12 protein-coding genes are annotated in these 23,389 nt (G+C 71.2%); 2 read left to right on the top strand and 10 right to left on the bottom strand.

What is annotated here, in order from left to right:
• Positions 1 to 6: 6 nt before the first annotated feature.
• Positions 7 to 1,485 carry an AMP-binding protein gene (locus tag ACUDCK_RS19030; RefSeq protein WP_144654755.1) on the bottom strand — a complete coding sequence of 493 codons (1,479 nt, stop codon included), beginning with the start codon at positions 1,483 to 1,485 and terminating at the stop codon, positions 7 to 9.
• The gene (locus ACUDCK_RS19025; RefSeq protein WP_064524359.1) at positions 1,482 to 2,108 is read right to left on the bottom strand and encodes a thermostable hemolysin; all 627 of its coding nucleotides are present in this window, start codon (positions 2,106 to 2,108) and stop codon (positions 1,482 to 1,484) included. The genes ACUDCK_RS19030 and ACUDCK_RS19025 overlap by 4 nt, the downstream gene beginning before the upstream one ends.
• Before the next feature lie 127 nt (positions 2,109 to 2,235).
• On the opposite strand from ACUDCK_RS19025, the gene ACUDCK_RS19020 reads away from it, so the two are divergent.
• Both ACUDCK_RS19020 and ACUDCK_RS19015 read left to right on the top strand, forming a co-directional pair.
• A complete protein-coding gene (locus ACUDCK_RS19020; RefSeq protein WP_064524360.1) occupies positions 2,236 to 2,910 on the top strand; it encodes a response regulator in 675 nt (224 codons plus the stop codon).
• Positions 2,907 to 4,274 (top strand): ATP-binding protein, encoded by a 1,368-nt coding sequence (locus ACUDCK_RS19015; protein ID WP_445659250.1) that lies wholly within the window; start codon positions 2,907 to 2,909, stop codon positions 4,272 to 4,274. The genes ACUDCK_RS19020 and ACUDCK_RS19015 overlap by 4 nt, the downstream gene beginning before the upstream one ends.
• Before the next feature lie 24 nt (positions 4,275 to 4,298).
• On the opposite strand, the gene ACUDCK_RS19010 is transcribed toward ACUDCK_RS19015, so the two are convergent.
• The 8 genes from ACUDCK_RS19010 to ACUDCK_RS18975 form a co-directional block, all read right to left on the bottom strand.
• Positions 4,299 to 5,711: an amino acid permease gene (locus ACUDCK_RS19010; protein WP_175166667.1), complete on the bottom strand. Its 1,413-nt coding sequence runs from the start codon at positions 5,709 to 5,711 to the stop codon at positions 4,299 to 4,301.
• A gap of 189 nt (positions 5,712 to 5,900) precedes the next feature.
• Positions 5,901 to 8,597, bottom strand: coding sequence for a malto-oligosyltrehalose synthase (gene treY, locus ACUDCK_RS19005; protein ID WP_175166668.1), 2,697 nt, complete (start codon positions 8,595 to 8,597; stop codon positions 5,901 to 5,903).
• Complete coding sequence (malQ, locus tag ACUDCK_RS19000; protein WP_175166669.1) at positions 8,594 to 10,714, bottom strand: 4-alpha-glucanotransferase; 2,121 nt, start codon at positions 10,712 to 10,714, stop codon at positions 8,594 to 8,596. Before malQ ends, treY begins: the two co-directional genes overlap by 4 nt.
• Positions 10,711 to 12,492, bottom strand: coding sequence for a malto-oligosyltrehalose trehalohydrolase (gene treZ, locus ACUDCK_RS18995; RefSeq protein WP_175166670.1), 1,782 nt, complete (start codon positions 12,490 to 12,492; stop codon positions 10,711 to 10,713). Before treZ ends, malQ begins: the two co-directional genes overlap by 4 nt.
• Complete coding sequence (gene glgX / locus ACUDCK_RS18990) at positions 12,489 to 14,600, bottom strand: glycogen debranching protein GlgX (RefSeq protein ID WP_064524370.1); 2,112 nt, start codon at positions 14,598 to 14,600, stop codon at positions 12,489 to 12,491. Before glgX ends, treZ begins: the two co-directional genes overlap by 4 nt.
• A gap of 2 nt (positions 14,601 to 14,602) precedes the next feature.
• Entirely contained in the window at positions 14,603 to 16,843 is a 2,241-nt protein-coding gene (glgB, locus tag ACUDCK_RS18985) for a 1,4-alpha-glucan branching protein GlgB (protein ID WP_244976814.1), read from the bottom strand.
• Complete coding sequence (gene treS, locus ACUDCK_RS18980) at positions 16,840 to 20,181, bottom strand: maltose alpha-D-glucosyltransferase (RefSeq protein ID WP_175166671.1); 3,342 nt, start codon at positions 20,179 to 20,181, stop codon at positions 16,840 to 16,842. The genes glgB and treS overlap by 4 nt, the downstream gene beginning before the upstream one ends.
• A gap of 22 nt (positions 20,182 to 20,203) precedes the next feature.
• Entirely contained in the window at positions 20,204 to 23,383 is a 3,180-nt protein-coding gene (locus ACUDCK_RS18975) for an alpha-1,4-glucan--maltose-1-phosphate maltosyltransferase (RefSeq protein WP_175166672.1), read from the bottom strand.
• Positions 23,384 to 23,389: the final 6 nt, after the last annotated feature.

Here is a 23,389-nt window from a genome sequence, read left to right as displayed (position 1 = left end):
GATGGCTCAGGGCAGTGAGGGTTGCGGGGAAGACGTGAAAAGATCGGCATGACGCTCCTGGATAGCGTCCCGGCGAGGCCGTCCATTGGCCGTCGCCAGTCCCGTGGCGGCGGAGAATTCCGCGCGGCCGCGCAGCCAGGGACCGATGCGCGCATAGTCGGGCAGTTGCTGGTTGGCGCGGGCGACCGCGCGCGCCAGGGTGGCGTCGTCGCGCTCGCCCTGTGGCCAGATCACGGCGCCGAGCATGGGCTGGCCGTCGCCCAGCACGACGGCGTGACGGATCTCCGGCTGGCTGGCAAGCGCCACTTCCACCCATTCGGGCGAGACATTGCGCCCGAAGCCGGTGATCAGCACGTTCTTTGCGCGTCCCTGGATATGCAGGAAGCCCGCCGCGTCGATGTGTCCCAGGTCGCCGGTCGGCCACCATTCGCGCCGCGCCGTCGGCTCGCCGAGATAGCCCAGCGCCAGGCTGCCCGCCACCTCGATCTGGCCGTCGGCGCCAATGCGCACGCGGGCGTGCGGCAGGGGCCGGCCAGCCGAACCGGGCAAGTCCGCGCCCGGCAGATTGAGCGTTTGCACCGACGCGGCCTCCGACAGGCCGTAGCCCTCGTAGGCCGGCAATCCGGCCGCGCGCGCCTGGGCCAGCAAGAGGGGGCCGACCGCCGCGCCGCCCACCGCCATCAGACGCAGGCTGGCGGGGGCGGGATGGCGGGTCGCGTGGAGCCAGCCGGCATAGGCGCGCAACATCTGCGGCAGCACGATGGCGCTGTCGGCGCGCGCCTCGATGAGTGCGGCATGCAGCGTGGCGGGATCGAACCGGGATGAGCCGGACAGCCCCACCTGCGCCAGCGGCCGTACATCGACCGTGGCGCCATGCAGCAAGGGGGCGTAGACGCCGGCGATGTTCTCGAGCAGCACCGGCAGGGGCAGGGCTACCAAGTGGCGCTCGATGCCCAGCCCCGTGGTGGCCTGCGCCAGGCCGGCGGCCACGGCGAGCATGGCGGCCGCGCTCAGGCACACGCCCTTGGGGTGGCCGGTGGAGCCTGAGGTGAACGTGATTTTGTCCGTGCCCGCCGGCAGTTGGGCGGGCTGGGCCGGTCGCCGCAGCAGCGCCAGGTCGCCCGCGACCGCAAGCGGGCTGAAGCCGAAGGCGGCCAGGCGATCGGCGTCTCCACCGGCGCAGGCCAGCACCTGCGCGCCGCTGGCCCGCAGGGTCGCGGCGATCTGTTCGGGCGAGAAGAACAGCGGCAGCGGCAGATGCACCGCGCCGCTGGCCAGGCATGCCAGGTCGAGCACGATCCAGTCGGCGCCATTGTCCAGCAGCGAGGCCACGATGCGCGCGCCACTGCGCGACAGCAATTCGCCCTGTTCGCGCACGCGCTCGAGCAGCGCGGGATAGGTCAGCGTGTCCGCGGGCGAGCGCAGCGCCAGCCGGTCGGCGCGGTCCGGCGCGCGCAGGGCGCTAAAGAAGTCATTGACGCTCATGCCTGGCGCTCCGGGATGTGGGAGAGGATCGCGTCCAGGCGCCCCGCGAATACCTGCGGGTCGTGGTCGTAGTAGGTGCCCCAGTCCTTGCGGTCGGCCGCGCTCAGGCCGCGCGCGCTGGCAATGGCCAGCGGCTGGTGCGCCAGGCCCATGCGCGAGAACAGGTGATGCAGTTCCTGCGTCAACGTTCCCACTGCCCATTCGAAGCCGCTGTGGTGCAGGTGCCGCGCCAGTAACGGCACCAGCAGGCGTCCGGCGCCCGGACGCGCGGCGGCGAACTGCCCGGTCTCGACGATGTGGGCGCGCGCCACCGGCAGGCCGCGCTCGCCCAGGTAATGCTCGATGGGCGCGGCCAGATAGCGTTCCAGAAAGAGCGGCTCGCGCGCATCGCGGTAGCCGGCGGCGGCCAGGATTTCCTCGCCGATCCGCAAACTGACCAGGCTGGGCATCCAAGACTTGAGCCGCGCGCCGAAGCGGCGTTGGTAGCGTTCGTGGATATAGGCTTCGACCCGCGCTCGCGTCGGGTCGCCTTCGGGATGCAGGTGCAGTACGGGCCGCTCGGCGCGTGCGGTCGCGTGGGGGGCCATGGCGGCCAGGAACGAGGAGGATTTGAGCTGCGGCATGGCGGGTTCCAGTGATGCATCGTCAAGCGGCTTGAACGATGGCCCGCAGCGTAGAGGCTCGACCTTAATCGCAAATTAAGCGCGCGTCGGTGGTAATCTGGGACGTATCGGACTGCAGGGGGATCAAATGCGTATCCTTATCGTCGAGGACGACCCGCTCATCGGTGATGGCTTGAAAAAAGGCTTACGCCTTCTGGGCTATGCGGTCGACGGATTCGGCAGCGCTGGCGAAGCTGACCAGGCCAGGCGGGTGGTGCAGTACGACGCGGTGGTGCTGGACCTGGGCCTGCCCGGCGAAGACGGCGTCGCGCTGCTGACGCGCTGGCGCAAGGCGGGATGGAGCGTGCCGGTTGTCATCCTGACCGCGCGCGACGCGGTCGACAGCCGCATCGCCGGGCTGGACGCCGGCGCCGACGATTACCTGATCAAGCCCATCACCCTGGACGAGCTGGCCGCGCGGCTGCGCGCCGTGACGCGGCGGGTGGCTGGCAAGCCCGAGCCCGTGTGGCGTCATGGCGATCTCGAATACCAGCCTTCTTCGCACGAGGCGCGCTGGAAGGGCCAGCCGGTCGACCTGACGTTCCGCGAGGCGCAGCTGCTGGAGCTGTTTCTGTCGCATCCGAGCCGGGTGCTGACGCGCGAGTTCCTGCGCGACAAGCTGTATGACTGGGATGCGGACAACGAGGGCAGCAATACGCTGGAGGTGCACGTGCATCATCTGCGGCGCAAGATTCATCCCAAGATCGTGCGGACCCTGCGCGGCTCCGGCTATGCATTGGGTCAGCCGGATGCCGCATCATGACCCTGCAGCGCAGGCTGGTCATCGCGGTGTTGCTGGCGGTGCCGCTCGGGTGGCTGCTGACCATTGCCGGCACCTATTGGCGCGCGCAGCACGAGATCAATGAACTGTACGACACGGATATGCTGCGACTGGCCGAACAGACGCTGGCGGTGGCTTCGCTGTTGCCGCCGTCCGTGACCTCTGCCTCGCCGTTGCTGACGCAGGCGCCTGACTCGGGTGACGCCAGCCACGGCGATCTGTCCGTGGCCATCTGGCTTGGAACCGGCGAGCCGCTGGTGATGGACAGCGAAGCGCGCCAGTTCCCGCGCGGCGATGGCCTGCAGGGATTCGTCGACAGCACGGTCAATGGCGCGCCGTGGCGGCTCTATTACCTGAGCGATGCCGCGGGGACCGCGCGGGTGGCGGTGGGGCAGCGGATCGGCGAGCGCGAGGACCTGGTGGTGGCGTATCTGCTGAGCCAGCTGGCGCCCTGGCTGGTCGGGCTGCCGGTCCTGATCGGCGTACTGGTGATGGCGGTGCGTCGGGCGATCAGGCCGCTGCGTATCTTGTCGCACACCCTGGAACGCCGCCGGCCCGACGATGGCTCGCCGCTGCCGGAGGACGCGCCGGGCGAACTCAGGCCGCTGGTGGCCGCGATGAATGGGCTGCTGGCGCGGGCCGGTCGCCTGATCGAGCAGGAGCGCCGCCTGACCGCGGACGCCGCGCACGAATTGCGCACCCCGCTGGCGGCGCTACGGGTGCAATGGGAGGTGGCGCAACGCTCCGGCGATCCGGCTTTGCGCGCCGAGGCGCAGGCGCACGTGACTCGCGGGCTAGAGCGCATGGACCGCCTGGTGACCCAGTTGTTGACCCTGGCGCGCCTGGACAGCGTGGGCGAGGTGGCATTCGCGTCCGAGGTGGATTGGCGTGCCGTGGCGGAACAGGCGATCGGCGATTGTCTCTGGATCGCCAACCGACGTGATGTCGACATCGACGTCGAGTGGCCGGCCGCGGGCCAGGCGCCGCTGCCCGTGGCGCGCGATGCCGACGCGCTGGCGATCCTGCTCAAGAACTTGCTGGACAATGCCATCCGCTACGGGCCCCGGCACGGACGGGTGCGCATCACCTTCGAGCCGGCACGCATCGTGGTCGACGACGAGGGTGCGGGCCTGGCGCCGGAGGTCATGGCACGCCTGGGCGACCGCTTCCTGCGCGGTGCCGGCAATGAAGAGTCGGGTAGCGGGCTGGGCGTTTCGATCGCGCGCCGCATCGCGCGCAATCATGGACTGGCGTTGCGCTACGAGATGCGCGTGGCCGGGGCCGGACAGCCCGCCGGATTGAGCGCGGTGCTGTCGCGTGCCGCGGGAGTTTCCGGCCAGGCGTGAGGCGGCGCGCGCCTGGGACGCGGTTCAGTCGGCGCCCGCCGTGGCCGGGCCGTTGGCCGCGCGCTCGCGCGTGCCGATGCCGAACACCTGCGCCACGATGCCCATGGCGACGATGACGCCGGCCAGGATCGAGGTGTAGACCACTTCGTTGCGATAGGTGCCTTCGATCACCATGGTGACCAGGGCGGCGATGATGCAGACGATCACCGCATACGTCAGCCACGGGAACAGCCACATCCTGAATTCCAGCCGCACCCCGCGCGCCTGCAGGCGTTGGCGCATGCGCAATTGCGAGAAGGCGATGGCCAGGTAGACGAACAGCGCGATGGTGCCGGTGGCCTGCATCAGCACGTCATAGACGTCCATTTTCGAGGTCGCCATCATCCAGACGGCGGCGAAGGCGAACAGGCTGGAGACGATGACGCCGACGTAGGGCGTGCCGGTCTTGCGCCCGGTGATCTGCATGACGCGGTGGGCGTCGCCGCGCCGGGCGAGCGAATAGAGCATGCGCGAGGCGGTGTACAGCGCAGAATTGAAGCAACTGCACACCGAAGTGAGCACGATGAAGTTGACGATCAACTGCGCGTGCGGAATGCCGAGCGCGTCGAGCGCGACGTTGTAGGTGCCCTGGGTCGGCTGCGTCAGCCCGGGCGCGTTGTACGGCACCAGGCAGACCACGATGAAGATCGACCCCACGTAGAACAGGCAGATGCGCCACACGACCGAGCGCGTGGTCTTGATGATCTCGCGTCCCGGGTCGGCCGATTCGGCGGCGGCCACGGTGACGATCTCGGCGCCGATGAAGGCGAACATCACGCCCAGCAGCGCCACCACCACGGCCTTCGGGCCGTTGGGCATGAAGCCCTGGCTGGTCAGGTGATCCCAGCCGTTGGCGGCGCCCCACGGCCACAGGTGCGCCAGCGCCAGGCTGCCCATCACCAGGAACAGCACGATGGCCACCACCTTGATGAGCGCGAACCAGAATTCGAATTCGCCGTAGTTGCGCACGTTCAGGAAGTTGACGATCAGCAGCGACACCGTCACCAGCAGCGCATAGCCCCAGGCCGGGACCATCGGGAACCAGCCGTGCAGGATCTGCCCGGCGACGTAGGCTTCCCAGCCCATCAGGAGGGCCCAGAAGTACCAGTAGAGCCAGCCGATGGTAAAGCCCGCCCAGCGCCCGATGGCGCGGTCGGCGTAGGTCGAGAACGAGCCGGTGTCCGGCTGCGCCACGGCCATCTCGCCCAGCATGCGCATGGCCAGGATGACCAGGATGCCGCCGCCGATGTAGGCCAGGATGACGGCGGGGCCGGCCAGGGCGATCTGCTTGCCGGACCCCACGAACAGCGCGGCGCCGATGACGCCGGCGATGGACATCATCGTGAGGTGGCGGGACTTCAGGCCGCCCTTGAGCTCGGTATTGGGGGTGTTCTCCAACTTCTTCTCCTCTCCAGATGCGCGGGGGCCATGGCGTGTTCGCCATCGGAATGGAAAAGAGGCATGTCCCCTGCCGGTTTATCGCTTTTTGCTATTAAGCGTAGGAGCATACGCCCCATGCCGCGAGGGTTGGCGCGCGTGCCATGTCCTGTTGCAAGTGCCAGGTTTTGTTGCGCGCGAGCGAGATAATCAGACTGATAGCAGGCACAACGCCACCGGCGCGTCATGCAACAGGTCGGCAACGTTCAGCGCCGCGGCCGGATGCCGGCGGTCGGACAGCACGTCATGCAGCTCGTCTCCCACGCCGGCCGGCAGGATCACATGCGTGTCCGCCCAATAGGCGCGGGCGGTCGTGCCATCGCCGCGCGCATAGCCGGCAATGGCGGTGGCGCAATGATGGGGCGCGAGGACCAGCAGAGCCTGGCCCGCATGGCGGCGCAGGAACGCCAGCAGGCGCGACGCGCGCGGTCCGCGTATCTCGAGGGGCAGCAACGCGCCGTCGCGCAGCAGTTCGGGGTGATGGGCGCGCAGCGCCAGCGACCGCTGGATCAGTGCCTGCTTGATCGCGCCGCTGCGCCACGCGGCGGCGCTGGTGTCGAGGGCGCCGTCGCCGGCCGCCTCGGCCAGCAAGGCCGCGCGGTGTGCGTAGTCCACGGGACGGCGGTTGTCGGGATCGACCAGGCTGAAGTCCCACAGTTCGGCGCCCTGGTACAGATCGGGCATGCCCGGCAGGGTATAGCGCAGCAGCGTCTGGGTCAGGCTGTTGACCAGGCCGGCGGGCGCCAGCCGTTCGGCGAAATCCGCGATCTCCCGCAGCAGGCCGCGGCCACCGGCGGTGTGCGCCAGCGCGTCCAGCGCCTGCCGGGCCGCGTCTTCGTAGGGGATGTCGGGCGCGGTCCAGCGCGTGTGCAGCTTGGCTTCGCGCAGCGCCTTCTGCTGCCATTGCGCCACGCGCTCGATAAGGGCGGCGACGGCGTCGGGGCGGTCGCCAATGTCCTCGGGCGCCAGCTCCAGCGGCCAGGCTCCGACCAGCGTCTGCAGCAGCAGGTAGCGGTCGGCGCGCGACGGCATGCCGTCGCGCGGGGCCAGGCGTTCGATCCAGTCGCTCGCGGCGGCGATCCAGGCCTGCGGGATTTCGCTCAGCGCGGCCAGTCGGCAGCGGCTGTCTTCGCCGCGCTTGTGGTCGTGGGTGGCGGTGGCCAGCATGGCGTCGGGATGGCTGCTGGCGCGCGCGGCGCAGGCGTCGAAAAACGCCTTCGGCGCCAGGGCGAACCGGGTGGGCGATGAACCGACCTCATTGCGCGAGAGCAAAGGGCCATGGCGATAGAACAGCGTGTCTTCCAGGGCCTTGGCGGCCAGGGGCGGGGTGAGTTGCTGGAAGTGGCGCAGCGCCCGCGCCCGCGCGCTGCGCAGGGCGGTGGCGGCGCTTTCCTCCTGGGGCTCTCCGGCCGAGCCGTCCAGCCATTGATCCAGCAGCGCCAGCAGGCGGCCGTCGGCGCTGTCGGCCGGGGCGGGCAGGCTGGCGCGCGCGCCGGCCAGGGCGATCCGCCAATGGTGGCGATCGGTGGCGCCGCGACCGCCATCCTCCGCATAACTGCGATACGCGGGAAACGCCGCCAGCAACGCGCTCAGCACGCGGTCGATGGCGGGCGCGGTCCAGTCGCGGGTGCGCAGGTCGAGCCGGGCGATCCGGGTGAGCGCGCGCACCAGCACCAGCCGCTCGGCGGCGAAGTGGCGCGCCAGCATCAGCTCGCGCGCCCGCAGCAGTTGCGTCGATGGCGGCCGGCGGTCGCCGGTGAGCGTTTGCCAGAAGGCCTCCAGCGGCTCCCGGGCGTCGGCCTCGTGCAGCAGCGCGCCGACCTGGTCCATGAAATCGTAGCCGGTGGTGCCATCGACGGGCCAGCGCGGGTCGAGGGGTTCGTCCTGGGCGAGGATTTTCTCCACGATCAGGTAAGGCGCGCCTGACAGGCCGGCCTGCGCGCGCGCCGGCGCGGCCCGGGACAGGGCCGCGCGCAGCCGCCGCAGGTACGCACCCGGCATGGCCAGGCCGTCGACATGGTCGATGCGCAGGCCGTCCAGCACGCCCTCCTGCACCAGCCGCAGGGGCAGGGCATGCACGGCGTCGAACACGATGTCGTCCTCGACCCGCACGCCGACCAGCTCGGTGATCTCGAAGAAGCGCCGCCAGTTGATCTGATCGGGCGCGGTGCGCCACCAGGCCAGGCGGTAATGCTGGCGCTCCAGCAACTGATGCAGCCGGCGCCGGCCCTGGGGCGTGCCGGGCGCATGCGCGGCGCAGGTCCGCGCGGGGGATTGTTCGGATTGCGGGGCCTGCTCCAGCGGGTAGCGCTGGTCGCCGATGGCGATGGCATAGCCTTGTCCGGGGGCGTATGCCAACGTAATGTCGCCGTTCTCGAGGCAGACGCCGTAGGGTTCCGGCAGCACCGGCAGCAGCACCTTGCCGCGCAGGGCGGGATCGGGCGCGCGCCAGTCGATGTCGAAGCAGCGCGAATGCGGACTGCGCTCGCCATGGCGCAATACGTCCGCCCACCAGGCGTTGGCGACGTCGGTCGCCATGTGGTTGGGCACGATGTCGGCGATCAGCCCCATGCCGCGCGCGCGCGCCTGCGCCGCCAGGCGGCGCAGCGCCGCCTCGCCGCCCAGGTCGACGCTGACCCGCCCGTGGTCGATCACGTCGTAGCCATGGGTGGACCCGGCGCGCGCCTGGGTGATGGGCGACAGGTACAGATGGCTGATGCCGAGGCCGGCGAAGTACGGCAGTTGCGCGCAGGCGTCGTCGAGGGTGAAGCCCGCGTGCAGTTGCAGGCGCAGCGTGGCCCGGGGGCGGCCGGCCCCCGCCGGAAGGACAGGTGCGTGGCTGTTCATGGTTTGCGTCCGCGCAGGGACCGCAGCGGGGCGAGGCGTTCGCGCACCGCCGGGTCCTTCAGGCAATCCGCCGCCGCCAGGGGCTGGCGCTGCCGCCAGTTGGGATGGCGGCTGTCGGCGCCCGGCAGGTTGGGTTGGTCGATCGCGCCGGTGGCATCCTCCAGGGGCACCAGGGCCAGGGGGCACGGCGTGGCCGCGACGAAGGCCAGCAAAGAGGCGCTGGGCGCTTGCGCAGGCGCGGGCGTGTCGGGCGGCAGGCGCGCATGGTCGCGCACCGCCTGCCACAGGCATTCGCGGTCCGCTTGGCGCTGCGCGCGCAGGTCGGCTTCGCGCTCGTCGGCGCCGAGCAGGCCAAGACCGCTGCGCCAGTCGAGATCGCGGCCGCGCCACCAGCCCGCGAGCGTGGGTAGGTCATGGGTGGTCGTCATGGCGGCGGCCGGGGCCGGCCAGGCCTCGGGCGCGACGAAGCCGGCCGCGCGACGCGGGCCGGCCGCATCCCGCATGAACCACAACACGTCCATGCCCAGCAGTCCGTGGTCGCGCAGCGTGTCGTCAAAGCCCTCGGGCACGGTGCCCAGGTTTTCGCCGATCACCAGCGCCTGGTGGCGCCACGCCTCCAGCGCCGTCAGCCGCAGCAGCGTGCGCAGCGGATAGCGCAGGTAGGCGCCGTCGCTGGCCGGCGCGCCCTTCGGGATCAGCCACAGGCGCGCCATGCCCAGGATGTGGTCGATGCGCAGTCCGCCGGCGTGGGCCAGGCCTGCGCGCAGCAACGCGAGGAAGGCGGCATAGCCGGATTGGCGCAGGGCCTGCGGCGACAGCGCCGTCAGGCCCCAGGCCTGCCCCTGCGGATTGTAGATATCGGGCGGCGCACCCACGCCGGCGTGCCGCACCAGGTCGGCCTGGTGGCTCCAGGCATGGCTGCCGGCGGGGCTGGCGCCGATGGCCAGGTCGGCGATCAGGCCCACGCGCATGCCGGCGCGCCTGGCCGTCTGCTGCGCCTGAGACAGGCTGACCGCGGCCAGCCATTGCGCGAAGATGTGGAAGTCCAGTTCGGCCGCCTGCGCCTGGGCGAAATCGCGGACCTCGGCGGAACGGGGATCGCGCAGGCCGTCCGCCCACGCGGTCCAGGCGCGAGGCGCGCCGGGCATGCGGCCCAGGTGTTCGTGCAGCGCTTCGAACAGCGCATGGTCGTGCAGGGACTGTCCGCCGGCCGCGCGGAACGCCTGCAGCGCCTGGCGCTGCTGTGGCGTCGCCGTGCGCTCGAAATCGCGATGCAGTTCGCGCAGCAGCCGCTGGCGGGCGCGGGCGGTCTGCGGCCAGTCGATCAGGTCCTGCTTGTCCAGGGCATGCAGCGCCTGTTGCGCCAGCGGCCCCATCCGCGCCAGCGCCGCGCGCACCGGCCTGTCGCCGAGCACGGCGGCGGGATCGGCATAGAGCGTGTTGAGGAACAGCCGGCTCGAAGGCGAATAGGGACTGTACTGCTCGGGATCCGCGGCGAACATCGCGTGGACCGGACTGATCGCCAGCGCGTCCGCGCCCGCTGCGCCCGCGCTCGCGGCCAGCTCGCGCAGCGCGCCGAAATCGCCATGGCCCTGGGTCGCGTGAACCGGATCGTCGCTGGCGCGTCGCAGGCTGTAGACCTGTACCGCCAGGCCCCAGGCGCGCGGCCGGGGCTCGCCCAGCAATTGGGAGGGCGTGGGGGCGCTGGCCGGCGCCACCGCCAGGAGGGTGGCGCCGGCGCGCAGCGCCAGGGTGTAGTAGCCGGGAACGGTGGGGAGGGCGATCTCCGGCTGGCCGGCGGCGTCCGGGGTGGTTTCCCCGGCCAGCGGCCTGGCGTGCGCGGCGCTGATCTCGTAGCGCCCCGCGCACGAAGGCGGCACCTTCAGCATGCCGCCGGCGATGCCGACCAGCATGGCCGGCAGTTGCGCCGCGCCGCGGGCGCTGGCCAGCCGTTCGTGGCTGTCGCGGATGTCCGCGTCGCTGTCGGCGGGCAGGTCCATCGCGCGCAGCAGGGCGCGCAGCGTGTCGGGCGCGACGACGCGGGCCCGCTGGTGGGCGTCGGTCCAATGTTCCGCCAGGCCGGCGGCCTTGGCCAGCGCGGACAGCGAGGCGGTCATGGCATGTTCTCCAGCAGGTAGGTCGCGCTGTTGCCGCACACGCTGCCGGTGCGCAGCGCGTTGAACGCGCCGGGCAGCGACTCGAACAACAGGTCGCAGTCCGCCGGGGGCGGCGACAGATCGGGCGGCAGGGATTCGGGCGCGTCGCCCAGGTTGACGTACAGCGAGAGCACCGCGCCATCGCCCAGCCGCCAGCGGGCGAGCGCGGTGGCGGCGCCCAGCGCCAGGGCGCCCAGGCTGACCGCGCCGCGCAGGCGCGGCGCGATGAGCTGCCGCCGCAGGTGCAGCAGCGCCCGGTAATAGGTGCGCCAGGCCTTGCCCTCGTCGCTGTGTTCGGCGGTCCATGGCTGGCTGCGGGCATAGGTGTCGATGGCGCCGGGGTCGGGCACCGCGGCCGCGTCGAGCGCGAGGGCCGGGAACTCGCGGCGCCTGCCCTCGCGCACCGCCCGCGCCAGCGCCGGATCGGCATGGCTGGTGAAGTAGAGGAAGGGCGCGGTGCTGCCGCATTCCTCGCCCATGAAGATCAGGGGGATCTGCGGGGCCAGCAGTTGCAGGGCAACCGCCGCGCGCAGGCGGTCCGGCGATGGCGTCAGGGTGGTCAGGCGTTCGCCCTGGGCGCGGTTGCCGGTCTGGTCGTGGTTCTGCAGGAACAGCACGAAAGCCGTGGGCGGCAGGTGGGCGCTGGGTTCGCCACGCGGGCGGCCGCCGCGATGGGCGGAGGGCTGGCCCTGGTACAGCCAGCCTTGCTCCAGGCATTGGGCCAGCGCCTGGGCCGGATAGCGCGTGTAATCGGCGTAGTAGCCATGCGATTCGCCGGTCAGCAGGTGGTGCAGCACGTGGTGCGCGTCGTCGTTCCATTGCGCGTCGTAACCGGCGCCGAGCAGCGACGCGCGGTTGTCATCGTTCTCCAGCACCAGGTGCAGGTGGCGTTGCGGCAACTGGCCGCGCAGGTGGCGCGCCAATTCCTCCAGCCAGTCCTGGTCGATGATGGCATGCACGGCGTCAAGCCGCAGGCCGTCGAAACGGTATTCGGTGAGCCAATGAAGCGCGCTTTCCTCGAAATAGCGGCGCACGGCGGCCTGGCGCAGATCGATGGCCGCGCCCCACGGCGTGGGTACGTCGTCGCGGAAGAACGGCGCGGCGTATTGCGACAGGAAATTGCCATCAGGGCCGAAATGGTTGTAGACCACGTCCAGCATCACGCCCATGCCCAGGCCGTGGGCGGTATCGATGAGGTCCTTCAGTTCCTCGGGCGTGCCGTAGGCGGTGTCGGGCGCGTACGGCAGCACGCCGTCGTAGCCCCAGTTGCGCGGCCCGGGGAAATCGGCCAGCGGCATCAGTTCGAGCATCGTGACGCCAAGGTCGGCGAGGGCGGGCAGGCGTTGCCGCAGGCCGGCATAGCCGCCTGCCAGGCCCACGTGCACTTCGTACAGCACGGTCTCCTCCCATGGCCGGCCGCGCCATCCCGGATGCCGCCATGGGTAGGTGTCGAGGCCGGTGACCACGCTGGCGTCCCGCACGTCGCCGGCCTGCAGGCGCGAGGCGGGATCGGGCACCACCAGCGCGTCGCCGATGCGGTAGCGGTAGCGCGTGCCCGGGCCGCAATCCACATCCACCTGCGCGTACCCCTGCGCGTCGCGCCGCAGCGCGATGGGATCGCGGCCCTCGATCAGCAGGGCCAGCCCGGGGGGCGCGGAAGGCGCCCACAGGCGAAAGCGCGTGCGGCCATCGGGCAGCGGCAGGGCGCCGAAGGAAAATGGTTCGGGCCATGCGGTCATTGCGCCTGCTCCGGGATGTGGGCGGCCGCCAGCAGCACCAGGCTCTGCGCCGGCACCACGAGTTCTCCCTGATTGACGGGTGCCGCGGCGGTCGGCGCGGAGGAATCCAGCTCGCGGATCCAGGCCAGCGCCGGCGCTGGCAGCGTGAAGGCGGCCGGCTCGGCGCCGGGATTGAGCAGCAGCAGCGTGATGTCGGCGCTGCCGTCGTCACGCAGCGCGGCGCGGCGCAGGGCGAGGGACTTGGCGGTGACATCTTCCCAGGAGGCCGGTTCGATGGGGCGGCCGTCGGGGTTGAACCAGGCGATGGCGGCCACGCCGGGGCAGACTTCGCGGGCGGCGTCGCCATAGCGCGCGGCCCGCAGGGAAGGATGACCGCGCCGCAAGGCCAGCGCGCGCGCCACCGCCTGGCTCAGCGCGCGGCCTTCATCGCTCTGGGCCTGGGTCCAGTCGAGCCAGGACAGGGGATTGTCCTGGCAGTAGGCGTTGTTATTGCCGTCCTGGGTGTTGCCGAATTCATCCCCGGCCAGCAGCATGGGCGTGCCATCCGACAGGCACAGCGTGGCCAGCAGCGCCCGCTGCACCCGGTCGCGCCGTTCCAGCACCGCCTCATCCTGGCTGGGACCTTCCTCGCCCCAATTGCTGCTGTAGTTCTCGGGATGGCCGTCGTCGCCGTTCTCGCCATTGGCCTCGTTGTGGCGGCCGTCGTAGCTGACGACGTCGCGCACGGTGAAGCCATCGTGCGAGGCGACGAAGTTGACGCTGGCCCAGGGGCGCCGGTGGCGGCGGTCGAAGACGTCGCGCGAGCCGGTCAGCCGCGCCGCCATGTCGCCGCGCTGCCCCTCGTCGCCGCGCCAGTAGCGCCGCGTCGTGTCGCGGTAGCGGTCGTTCCACTCGGCGAAGCCGGGCGGATGGTTGCCGAGCTGGTAGCCGTCCGGGCCGATGTCCCACGGTTCGGAAATGAGCTTGATGCCCGCCAGTTCCGGGTCCTGCAGCACGGCGTCGAAAAAGCCCGACCCCGGATCGAAGCCGGTGCCTTCCCGCCCCAGCGTGACCCCCAGGTCGAAGCGGAAGCCATCCACGCCATAGGACCGCACCCAGTGGCGCAGTGAATCGGTCACCATCTGCAGCACCCGCGGATGGGACAGGTTGACCGTGTTGCCGCAGCCGGTGTCGTTGATGTAGTGGCGCTCCTCGCCCGGCACCAGGCGGTAGTAGCTGGCATTGTCCAGCCCGCGCCATGACAGCGTCGGCCCCAGTTCGTTGCCTTCGCAGGTGTGGTTGTAGACCACGTCGAGGATGACCTCCAGGCCGGCAGCGTGCAGGCGGCGAATGGCCTGGCGCAGGTCGTTGGGGCCGTGCTGCAGGTACGACGGCTCGGGCGCGAAGAACGACAGCGTGTTGTAGCCCCAGTAGTTGCGCAGCCCGCGCTCGAGCAGGAAGCGGTCCTGCAGGAAGGCGTGCACCGGCAGCAGTTCGATCGCGGTCACGCCCAGCCGTTGCAGGTGCTCGATGAAGCGCGGATCGGCCAGCGCCGCGCTGGTGCCCCGCAGCGGTTGACGCAGGTCTTCGCGCAGCATCGAGGCGCCGCGCAGGTGCATCTCGTAGATGACGCTGTCGGCCCAGGCGGTGCGCGGCGGCTTGCTGTTGCCCCAGTTGAACGGCAGATCCTCCACCACGATCGCCTTGGGCATGGCGGGGGCGCTGTCGCGCCGGTCCATCGCCAGGTCGGCGCGGGCGTGGTTGAGGCGGTATCCGAACAGCGCATCGCTCCAGTTGACCGGGCCGGTGAGCTGGCGCGCGTAGGGGTCCAGCAGCAGCTTGTGCGGGTTGAAGCGGTGGCCGTTGCGCGGGTCGTACGGGCCATGGGCGCGCAAGCCGTAGACCAGGCCCGGCTGGGCATCGGGCAGGTAGCCGTGCCAGATCTCGTCGGTGCATTCCGGCAGATCGAAACGGCGCAGTTCCTTGCGGCCGCGGGCATCGAACAGGCAGACCTCGATGCGGGTGGCGTTGGCCGAGAACACGGCGAAGTTCACGCCCAGGCCGTCGCTGACGGCCCCCAGCGGATAGGGGTGGCCGGCGGTCATGCGGGTCAACAGGGAGGGATCCATGGTCATTCGCCTTCATGCCTGAAGTAGAGGGTGGACAGGGCCGGCAGCGTCAGGGCCAGCGATTGGGCATGGCCGTGCGCCGGCTCCGGCGCGGTGCGCGCCAGCCCAAGGTTGCCGCCGCCGGCGCCGCCATAGGCGCCGGCATCGGTATTGAGGACTTCGGCCCAGCGGCCGGGCAGCGGCACGCCGACGCGGTAGCCGTCCCGGGCCACCGGCGTGAAGTTGCTGATCGCCAGCATTTGCGCCGCGCCATCGGTGCGCAGGAAGGCGACCACGCTGTTGTCGGCGTCATCCAGCACCACCCAGGCGAATCCGGCGGGGTCGGCGTCAAGCGCGTGCAGCGCGGGCTGGTCGCGGTACAGCCGGTTCAGGTCGCCGACCAGCCGCTGCACGCCCCTGCGAGGCGGATCGTCCAGCAGGTTCCAATCCAGCGGCGCGTCGTGGTTCCATTCGTCGGGCTGGGCGATCTCGCCGCCCATGAACAGCAGCTTCTTGCCCGGATGGGCCCACATGTAGCCCAGGTAGGCGCGCAGGTTGGCCAGGCGCGCGGCGGCGTCGCCGGGCATCTTGTTCAGCAGCGAGCCCTTGCCGTGCACCACCTCGTCGTGCGACAGCGGCAGGACGTAGCGTTCGGCATAGGCGTAGACCATGGAGAAAGTCAGCTCGCCGTGGTGGTGCTTGCGATGCACCGGGTCTTCGCGCAGGTAGCGCAGGGTGTCATGCATCCAGCCCATGTTCCACTTGTAGTGAAAGCCCAGGCCGCCATCGGCCACCGGGGCGGTCACGCCGGGCCAGGCAGTGGACTCCTCGGCGACCATGATCGCGTCGGGCACCTCGTGGCGCACCGCCTGGTTCAGCGCGCGCAGGAAATCGACGGCCTCCAGGTTCTCGCGGCCGCCGTGGCGGTTGGGAATCCATTCGCCGGGCCGCCGGCTGTAGTCGCGGTACAGCATGGACGCCACCGCGTCCACGCGCAGGCCATCGACGTGGAAGCGTTGCAGCCAGTGCAGGGCGCTGGCGATCATGAATCCCCGCACTTCGGTGCGTCCCAGGTTGTAGACCAGCGTGTGCCAGTCGGGGTGGTAGCCCTCGCGCGGGTCGTCGTATTCGTAAAGCGCCGTGCCGTCAAAGCGCGCCAGGCCATGGGCGTCGTCGGGAAAGTGCGCGGGCACCCAGTCCAGGATGACGCCGACGCCGGCGGCGTGGCAGCGGTCGACGAAGTGCGCGAAGGCCGCCGGCGGACCGAAGCGCGCGCTGGGCGCGAACAAGCCCAGCGGCTGGTAGCCCCACGAGCCGCCGAACGGATGTTCCATGATCGGCATCAGTTCGATATGTGAAAACCCCATCGACGCGGCGTAGGCCGGCAGCTTGTCGGCCAGTTGCCGCCAGGCGCAGGCATCGTCGCCGGTGGCCAGCCATGAGCCCGCGTGGACTTCATAGATCGCGATGGGCGCGTCCGCGCCATGGCGGTTCCCGCGGCCGCGCATCCAGTCGCCGTCCGTCCACGGATAGGGCGCCGCGTCGTCCACCACCGAGGCGGTTGCCGGCGGCAGTTCGGCGCGGCGCGCGTGCGGATCGGCCTTGAAACGGATCGCGCCGGTCGCGTCGGTGACGGCGAACTTGTAGGCCGAGCCCGCCGCGACGTCGGGCACGAACAGCTCCCAGACGCCGGCCTCGTGCCGCAGCCGCATGCCGTGGCGGCGGGGATCCCAGCTATTGAAGTCGCCGACCAGCGCCACGCGGCGCGCGTTCGGCGCCCAGACGGCGCAGCGCAGCCCGGCGACGCCATCGACCGTGGCGGGCCGCGCGCCGAGCCAGTCCAGGGCGGCCCGCCAGTCGCCGGCCGCCAACCCGCGCAAGGCGTCGGCCGGCAGCAATGGGCCGAAGGCATATGGGTCGGCGGTGCGCTGCAACGCCTGCGGCCATTCGATCTCCAGCCGGTACGAGGCAGGCTCGCCGGCGCGGGCGCAGTCCGCGGGGCCGCTGAACAGGCCGTCGCCGTCATCGGCCAGCGGGTGGCGCGCCTCATCGGCGCCGATCACGGTGACCGACCGCGCGCCGGGCGCCAGCACCCGCACGTGGCCGTCATGCGGGCCCAGCACGGCGAAGGGGTCGCCATGCAGGCCGGCGACCAGGGCGGTGCGCTGCGCCGCGTCCAGAGGGGGCGTCAGGGAAGGCGCGGCAGGCGGCGGACGGCCGTTCGCGCCGGCGGCGCCGCGGGAAGAGGCGTGGCGTCGGTTCATGAGGTCGGATCCTCGGCATCGATGGCCGCGTTCTGCAGCAGGGAGTGCGCCAGGGCGCCCAGCGCGCACAGGGGAATGGACAGCCAATCGGGCCGGTGGCCGGCCTCGTAGGCGATTTCGTAGGCGGCCTTTTCGAGCTGCGCCAATTGCAGCAGGGTGCGCCATCGCGGGGCGTTGGCCGCGGCGGCTTCCTCGTAGCCCTGCAGGAAGGCTTCGGTGGCGCGGGCGCGAAAGCGCGCCAGCAGCGCATCGCGCAATTGCCCCGGCGAGTTCGACGCGGCCGCATTCTCCACCGGCGCGGCATTGGCGTCGGCCGGCGCGCCGCCCAGGGGATCCTGGCGCGCCACGGCGGCCGCGGCATAGTCGAACGAGCGCAGCATGCCGGCCACATCCTTGGCGGGCGAAGCCAATTGCCGGCGCAACGCCAGCGGTTGATCGGGTTCGCCCTCGAAATCGATCAGGTAGGCGTCGGTCTGCGCCACCAGGATCTGGCCCAGGTGCAGGTCGCCGTGGACGCGGATCAGCGGGCTGCCGGCGAGCGCCTGGGCCATGCTTTCGACCCGCGCCGCCAGGCGTTCGTGATGTTCGAACAGCCATTGGGCGCAAGCGCGCGAGGGGGGCTCCAGCGCGTCCAGGCGCGCGCGCAGCGCCTGCGCGGCGCGGTCCAGTTGCGCGTTGACCTGGGCCGCGAGCGCGTCGCCCGCCTCGCGCGACGCCACCGCGGGCGCGAAGGCCGGATCGTCGCTGGGCCGCGACAGGGCCTGGTGCAATTGCGCCACGCGCCGGCCCATGGTGTTGGCCAGGGTGGCATAGCCTTCCAGGCTGGCCTCGAATTCCTCGGGGCTGTCGCCCCCCAGCAGCGCGGTGCCGAGGGCGCGCTTGAGGAAATCGAGTGTCCAGGTCCAGGCGTCGCCTTCGTTGGGAATGTAGGCGTACAGCACGGCCAGCGTGCACGGCGTGTCCTCGGCATCGATCCGCCGGACTTCGCCCAGCAGGGCGGGCATGTTGGCGTAGCCGGCGCGCGTCAGGTGGCGGCTCATTTCCACTTCGGCCGACAGGCCGGGCTGGACATTGCGCAGCAGTTTCAGGATGGCCTGCCCGCCGATCACCACCGAACTGTTGGATTGTTCGCCGCTGATCCATTGCAGCGCCGGTTCGCCGCCGAGGTCTAGCGTCGCCAGGCCGGGCTCGGGCAGGCAGCGGATGACGCCGGGGCGCTCGCCCGGCTTGCCGCCCTGGCGGCCGTCCCATTCCCGGGCGGCGCGCAGGGCCGCGACGATCCCCAGCACGAAGCCGGGCTGCAGGAACGCGTCGGCAAGGATGCCGACCTCCGGTCCGCGCCGCACCCGCGCGATCGGATACTGGATCTGCGCGGCTTCGTCCCATACCAGTGCGAAGGGCACCTGCACCCGTTGCGTGGCGGGGGCATCGGCCGGCTCGGCCTCGGCCCAGTAGTACTCCGCGCCATCGGCGCCGAACGGCGTGGCATAGGCCAACTGTGCGCGCGGCGGCGCGGCGCTGCCGGGGAACCAGCGCTGGCGCGCCAGGTATTCGGGCAGGACTTCGGTTTCGAGCGCGAGACGCGAGGCGTCGGTCAGCACCGCGTTGGCGTGGCCGCGCAGAACCAGCGTAATCAGTTCCGGCATGCGTTCCGGCGGACTGGCATGCCAGCCCGGCGGCGCCGCGTTGGCGCTCAGGTCCATCCAGTAAAAGCCGTAAGGCGGCAGCGTCAACAGGTACGGCAGTTCGCCGATCGCGGGAAACGGCGTGCCGCCCAGCATTTCGACCGGCACCCGGCCATTGAAGGCCTGCAGCGGCAGCTCCACCGGCTGGGCGGCGTTGGACAGGTTGGCCACGCACAGGATGGTGGTGTCGCGCCACTGCCGCAGGTAGGCCAGGATCTTGCGGTTGCCCGCCTGGATGAAACGCAGGGTGCCGCGCCCGAAGGCGTGGGTCTGGCGGCGCTGCGCCAGCATGCGGCGGGTCCAGTTCAGCAGCGAATGCGGATCGCGCTGCTGGGCCTCGACATTCACGGCTTCATAGCCGTACAGCGGCCCCATCAGCACCGGCAGCGGCAGCCGTTCGGGGTCGGCGCGCGAGAAGCCGCCGTTGCGGTCGGGCGACCACTGCATCGGGGTGCGCACGCCGTCGCGGTCGCCCAGGTGCACGTTGTCGCCCATGCCCAGTTCGTCGCCGTAGTACAGCACCGGCGTGCCGGGCATCGACAAGAGCAGGCTGTTCATCAGTTCGACCCGGCGCCGGTCGCGTTCCAGCAGCGGCGCCAGGCGGCGGCGGATGCCCAGGTTGATGCGCGCGCGCGGATCGGCCGCGTAGACGCTCCAGAGATAGTCGCGCTCGCGGCTGGTGACCATCTCCAGCGTCAGTTCGTCGTGGTTGCGCAGGAAAATGGCCCACTGGCAGGTGGCGGGGATGTCCGGCGTCTGGCGGATGATGTCGGTGATGGGAAAGCGGTCTTCCTGCGCGATGGCCATGTACATGCGCGGCATCAGCGGGAAGTGGAACGACATATGGCATTCGTCGCCATTGCCGAAGTATTCCTGCGCGTCCTCGGGCCACTGGTTGGCCTCGGCCAGCAGCAGGCGCCCGGGATATTCGCTATCGATCACGGCGCGGATGCGCTTGAGCACCTGGTGGGTCTCGGGCAGGTTCTCGTTGTTGGTGCCCTCGCGCTCGACCAGGTAGGGCACCGCGTCCAGGCGCAGGCCGTCCACGCCCATGTCCAGCCAATGGCGCATCACCGCCAGCACTTCCTTGAGCACCTGCGGGTTGTCGTAGTTCAGGTCGGGCTGGTGCGAGTAGAAGCGGTGCCAGAAGTAGGCGTTGGCCACCGGGTCCCAGGTCCAGTTGGATTTTTCGGTGTCGCAGAAGATGACGCGGGTGCCGGCATAGGCCTTGTCGTTGTCCGACCACACGTAGAAGTTGCGCGCGGCCGAACCGGGCCGCGAACTGCGGGCGCGCTGGAACCACGGATGCTGGTCGGACGTGTGGTTGACCACCAGTTCCGTGATCACCCGCAGGCCGCGCGCGTGCGCCGCCCGGATCAGCCGGCGCACGTCGGCCACGGTGCCGTAGTCCGGGTGCACGCCGCGATAGTCGGCGATGTCATAGCCGTCGTCGCGCCGCGGCGAGGGGTAGAACGGCAGCAGCCAGATCGTGTCCACGCCAAGGTTGGCGATGTAGTCCAGCTTGGAGATCAGCCCCGGCAGGTCGCCGACGCCATCGTCGTTGGAGTCGAAGAACGACTTCACGTGCAGTTGGTAGACGACCGCGTCCTTGTACCAGAGGCCGTCGTCCTGGGGCGGGGTATCGCTGTTCATGGTTGCGGGCTCCATGGCGGCGTCAACCATGACGCGACAGCCGCCAGATGCGATAGGGTTGTTCGGGAGACAGCGCCACTTCGCGGGCGCCGCCCCGCCAGGTTTCGCGCCGTTCGGCCAGCAGGTCCTCGGCCACCATCTCGGCGGCCCACGGCGGGCAGAAGAGCGCGTAGGGCGGTTCGATGCGGGCCGTCTGGGCGTGGAACGGGTCCAGGCTGATCGCCGCCAGGATCACGTTGCCCTGTCCGGGCGTGGCCTTGGCGAACGCGATGACGCGCGCATTGCCGCTGGCGGCCAGCGTCAGGCCGCGGTGGCTCTGCAGGGCGGGGTTGGCGCGGCGAAGCTGGTTCAGGCGGGCGATGTCGGCGCGGATGTTGCCGGGTTGGCGCCAGTCGCGCGGGCGCAGTTCGTACTTCTCGGAGTCCAGGTATTCCTCCTTGCCCGGCACCGGCGCGGCCTCGCACAGTTCGAAGCCGCTGTAGACGCCCCACAGCCCCGAGCCCAGCGCGGCCAGCGCCGCGCGGATCAGGAAGCCGGGACGGCCCGAGGTCTGCAGGAACAGGGGGTTGATATCGGGCGTGTTGACGAAGAAATGCGGCCGGAAGAAATCCGCCGCCGGCGGCTGCGAGATCTCGCGCAGGTAGTCTTCCAGCTCGGCCTTGTCGTTGCGCCAGGTGAAGTAGGTGTATGACTGCGTGAATCCCACCTTCGCCAGCCGGTACATCATCTTGGGGCGGGTGAAGGCTTCGGACAGGAACAGCACGTCGGGATGGCGCGCGTGGATTTCGGCGATCAGCCACTGCCAGAACGGCAGCGGCTTGGTGTGCGGGTTGTCGACGCGGAACGTGCGCACGCCCTGTTCCGCCCAGAACAGCACGATGTCGCGCAGGGCGCGCCACAGCCCGAGCTTGCGCGCGCGCTTGGGCGCGGGGCCGTAGAACGACACGTTGACGATGTCCTGGTATTTCTTGGGCGGATTCTCGGCGTAGCGCAGCGATCCGTCGGGCCGCCACGAAAACCAGTCCGGGTGCTGCGCCAGCCAGGGGTGATCGGGCGAGCACTGAATGGCGAAGTCCAGGGCCATTTCCAGGCCGTGGGCGCGCGCCGCGTGTACCAGCCGCAGGAAATCCTCCAGCGTGCCCAGTTGCGGTTCGATGGCGTCGTGGCCGCCGGCGGCCGATCCGATCGCGTAGGGGCTGCCCACGTCGTCCGGCCCGGCCTGCAAACTGTTGTTGCGGCCCTTGCGGTTGGACCGGCCGATGGGGTGGATCGGCGGCAGGTACAGCACGTCGAAGCCCATTTCGCGGATGTCGGGCAGGCGCGCGATCACGTCGTCGAACGTGCCGTGGCGGCCCGCCTCGGTCGCCTGGGAGCGCGGAAACAATTCATACCAGGCGGCGTGGACCGCGCGCGGCCGGTCGACCCAGATGGGATGGGGGGCGGACAGCGACTCGAACGGATGGCTGTCCAGGCCGCGCATGGCCTGCGCCAGCGCCGGGCTGAGCAGCAGCGCAATCTGCTCGGCGTCGGGCTCGTCGCCCTCGCGCCGCGCGGCGCAGGTCTTGATGGCGCGCTTGAGCAGGCCGGCGCCGGACGCGCCGCCCATGCTGGCGCGCTGGTCCGCCTCGCGCAGTAATTGCAGCCCTTCCTCGCGCTCGAGCCGCAGGCTGGCGCCGGCAGCGTGCTTGACCTCGAACTCGTGCTGGAAGGTGGCCCAACTGTCGTACCAGGCGACGATCTGGAAGGTGTGCGGGCCGATCCGGCTCGGGCGGAAGGCGGCCTGCCAGCGGTCGTTGCCGGCCGGAACCATCGGCACGCTGCGCCAGCCGGGTTCGTCGTCGGCGCGCCAGCGAAGTTCGGCGGCGAGCTGGTCGTGGCCGTCCATGAAGATGTCCGCCCGCACCTCGATCTGTTCGTGGACGCTGCATTTGACCGGAAAGCCGCCGCCGTCGACGGCGGGCGCGACCTGCTCGATGGCGATGCGCGCCTGGGCGCCTTCGGCGCGCGCCGGGGCCGCCATCCGTGGCGCCGCGCATATCGGCGGGGCGGGGGACAGCAGATAACGGGCATGGCCTGCGGGCGCCAGGATGCCGTCGGCTGGCGCGCCGTCCTGGGGGGAGAGCTCGCCGGGCGGCAGCAGGCCGGCGGCCAGGTCCCGGTCCAGGCGCGCGGGGGCCTGGTCGTCGGGATTGAGCGCGAGCAGATCCGCGCCCTCGGCGGCCGTCTCGCGCAGCACCAGGGTGGCGCCGCCGTCGCGGCCCACCACGATCCGGGGCGGGGCGGTGGCATGGGCCTGCCGCAACCAGGCATTGACCTGGGGGGCGCCGCCGGCCTCGCCGATGTCGTCGGCGAGCCAGCCGCAGCCGCTCAGGGCCGCGGTCCAGGCGCGCCGCGGATCCGCCCGGGGCGCCGCGGCGCCCGCGGGCGGGGCGTCCAGCGCGCACGCGGGGGCGATGATCGGCGCGATGGCGCGCAGGCGATCGTACTCCTCGGCCAGCCAGGGCGCCCGGTAGTCCCACCAGGGCAGCGATGAGAACACGCCGTCGAAGCCAGCGTCGTGCAAGCCCGCCAACGCCGCGGGCGCCAACCCCGGGGTCCAGGCCAGGGCGCGCAGTTCGCCGTCGGCCTCGCGCGAGGGCGCGAACAATGTCCGCCAGGCCTGCGCGTCCAGGACCGGGGGCACGTGCACCACATAGCCGCCCACCCCGGCGCGCGTCCAGCGCCGCAGGCGCTCGGCCCAGGCGGCCACGAAGCCCGCCGGCGGGCCGTCGCGCAGTTGCCTCACGCCATGCTCGGTGACTGGCAGGCGAGGGTCGCGCGCGGGGGCGTCGACGGGGTCGCGATACCAGGCGGCCGGGGCCGTGGTGTCGCGGGCCTCGCGCGCCACGCGCTGCAGCTCCAGGCGCAGCAGCAACGTCAGGCCGTGGTCGGCGGCGCTGCGCGCGTCGCGCGCCAGCCGCGTGGCGAGCGGCTCGACGCCACCGTCGGCGGCGGCGTGGTCGGCATCGACCGGCGCCAGCGTCCGCGCGCCCGGCGGGCAGAGCCAGGGCACGGGCGCCAGCACCGCGGTGAAACCGGCGCGGCGCACGCTCGCCAGCCACTGCTCGCGCGCCCCGTCGTCCGACGCTGGCGGCAGGCCGGCGCGCGCGTAGTGGATGCGAGGCAGGCCGGCGTTGTCAGGCAGGGCGTGCGGCTTGGCCATGGCGGA

The sequence above is a fragment of the Achromobacter sp. CF-sbj1-Ac2-l genome, from assembly GCF_052698165.1.
This window is presented reverse-complemented; position numbering and strand designations above follow the sequence as displayed.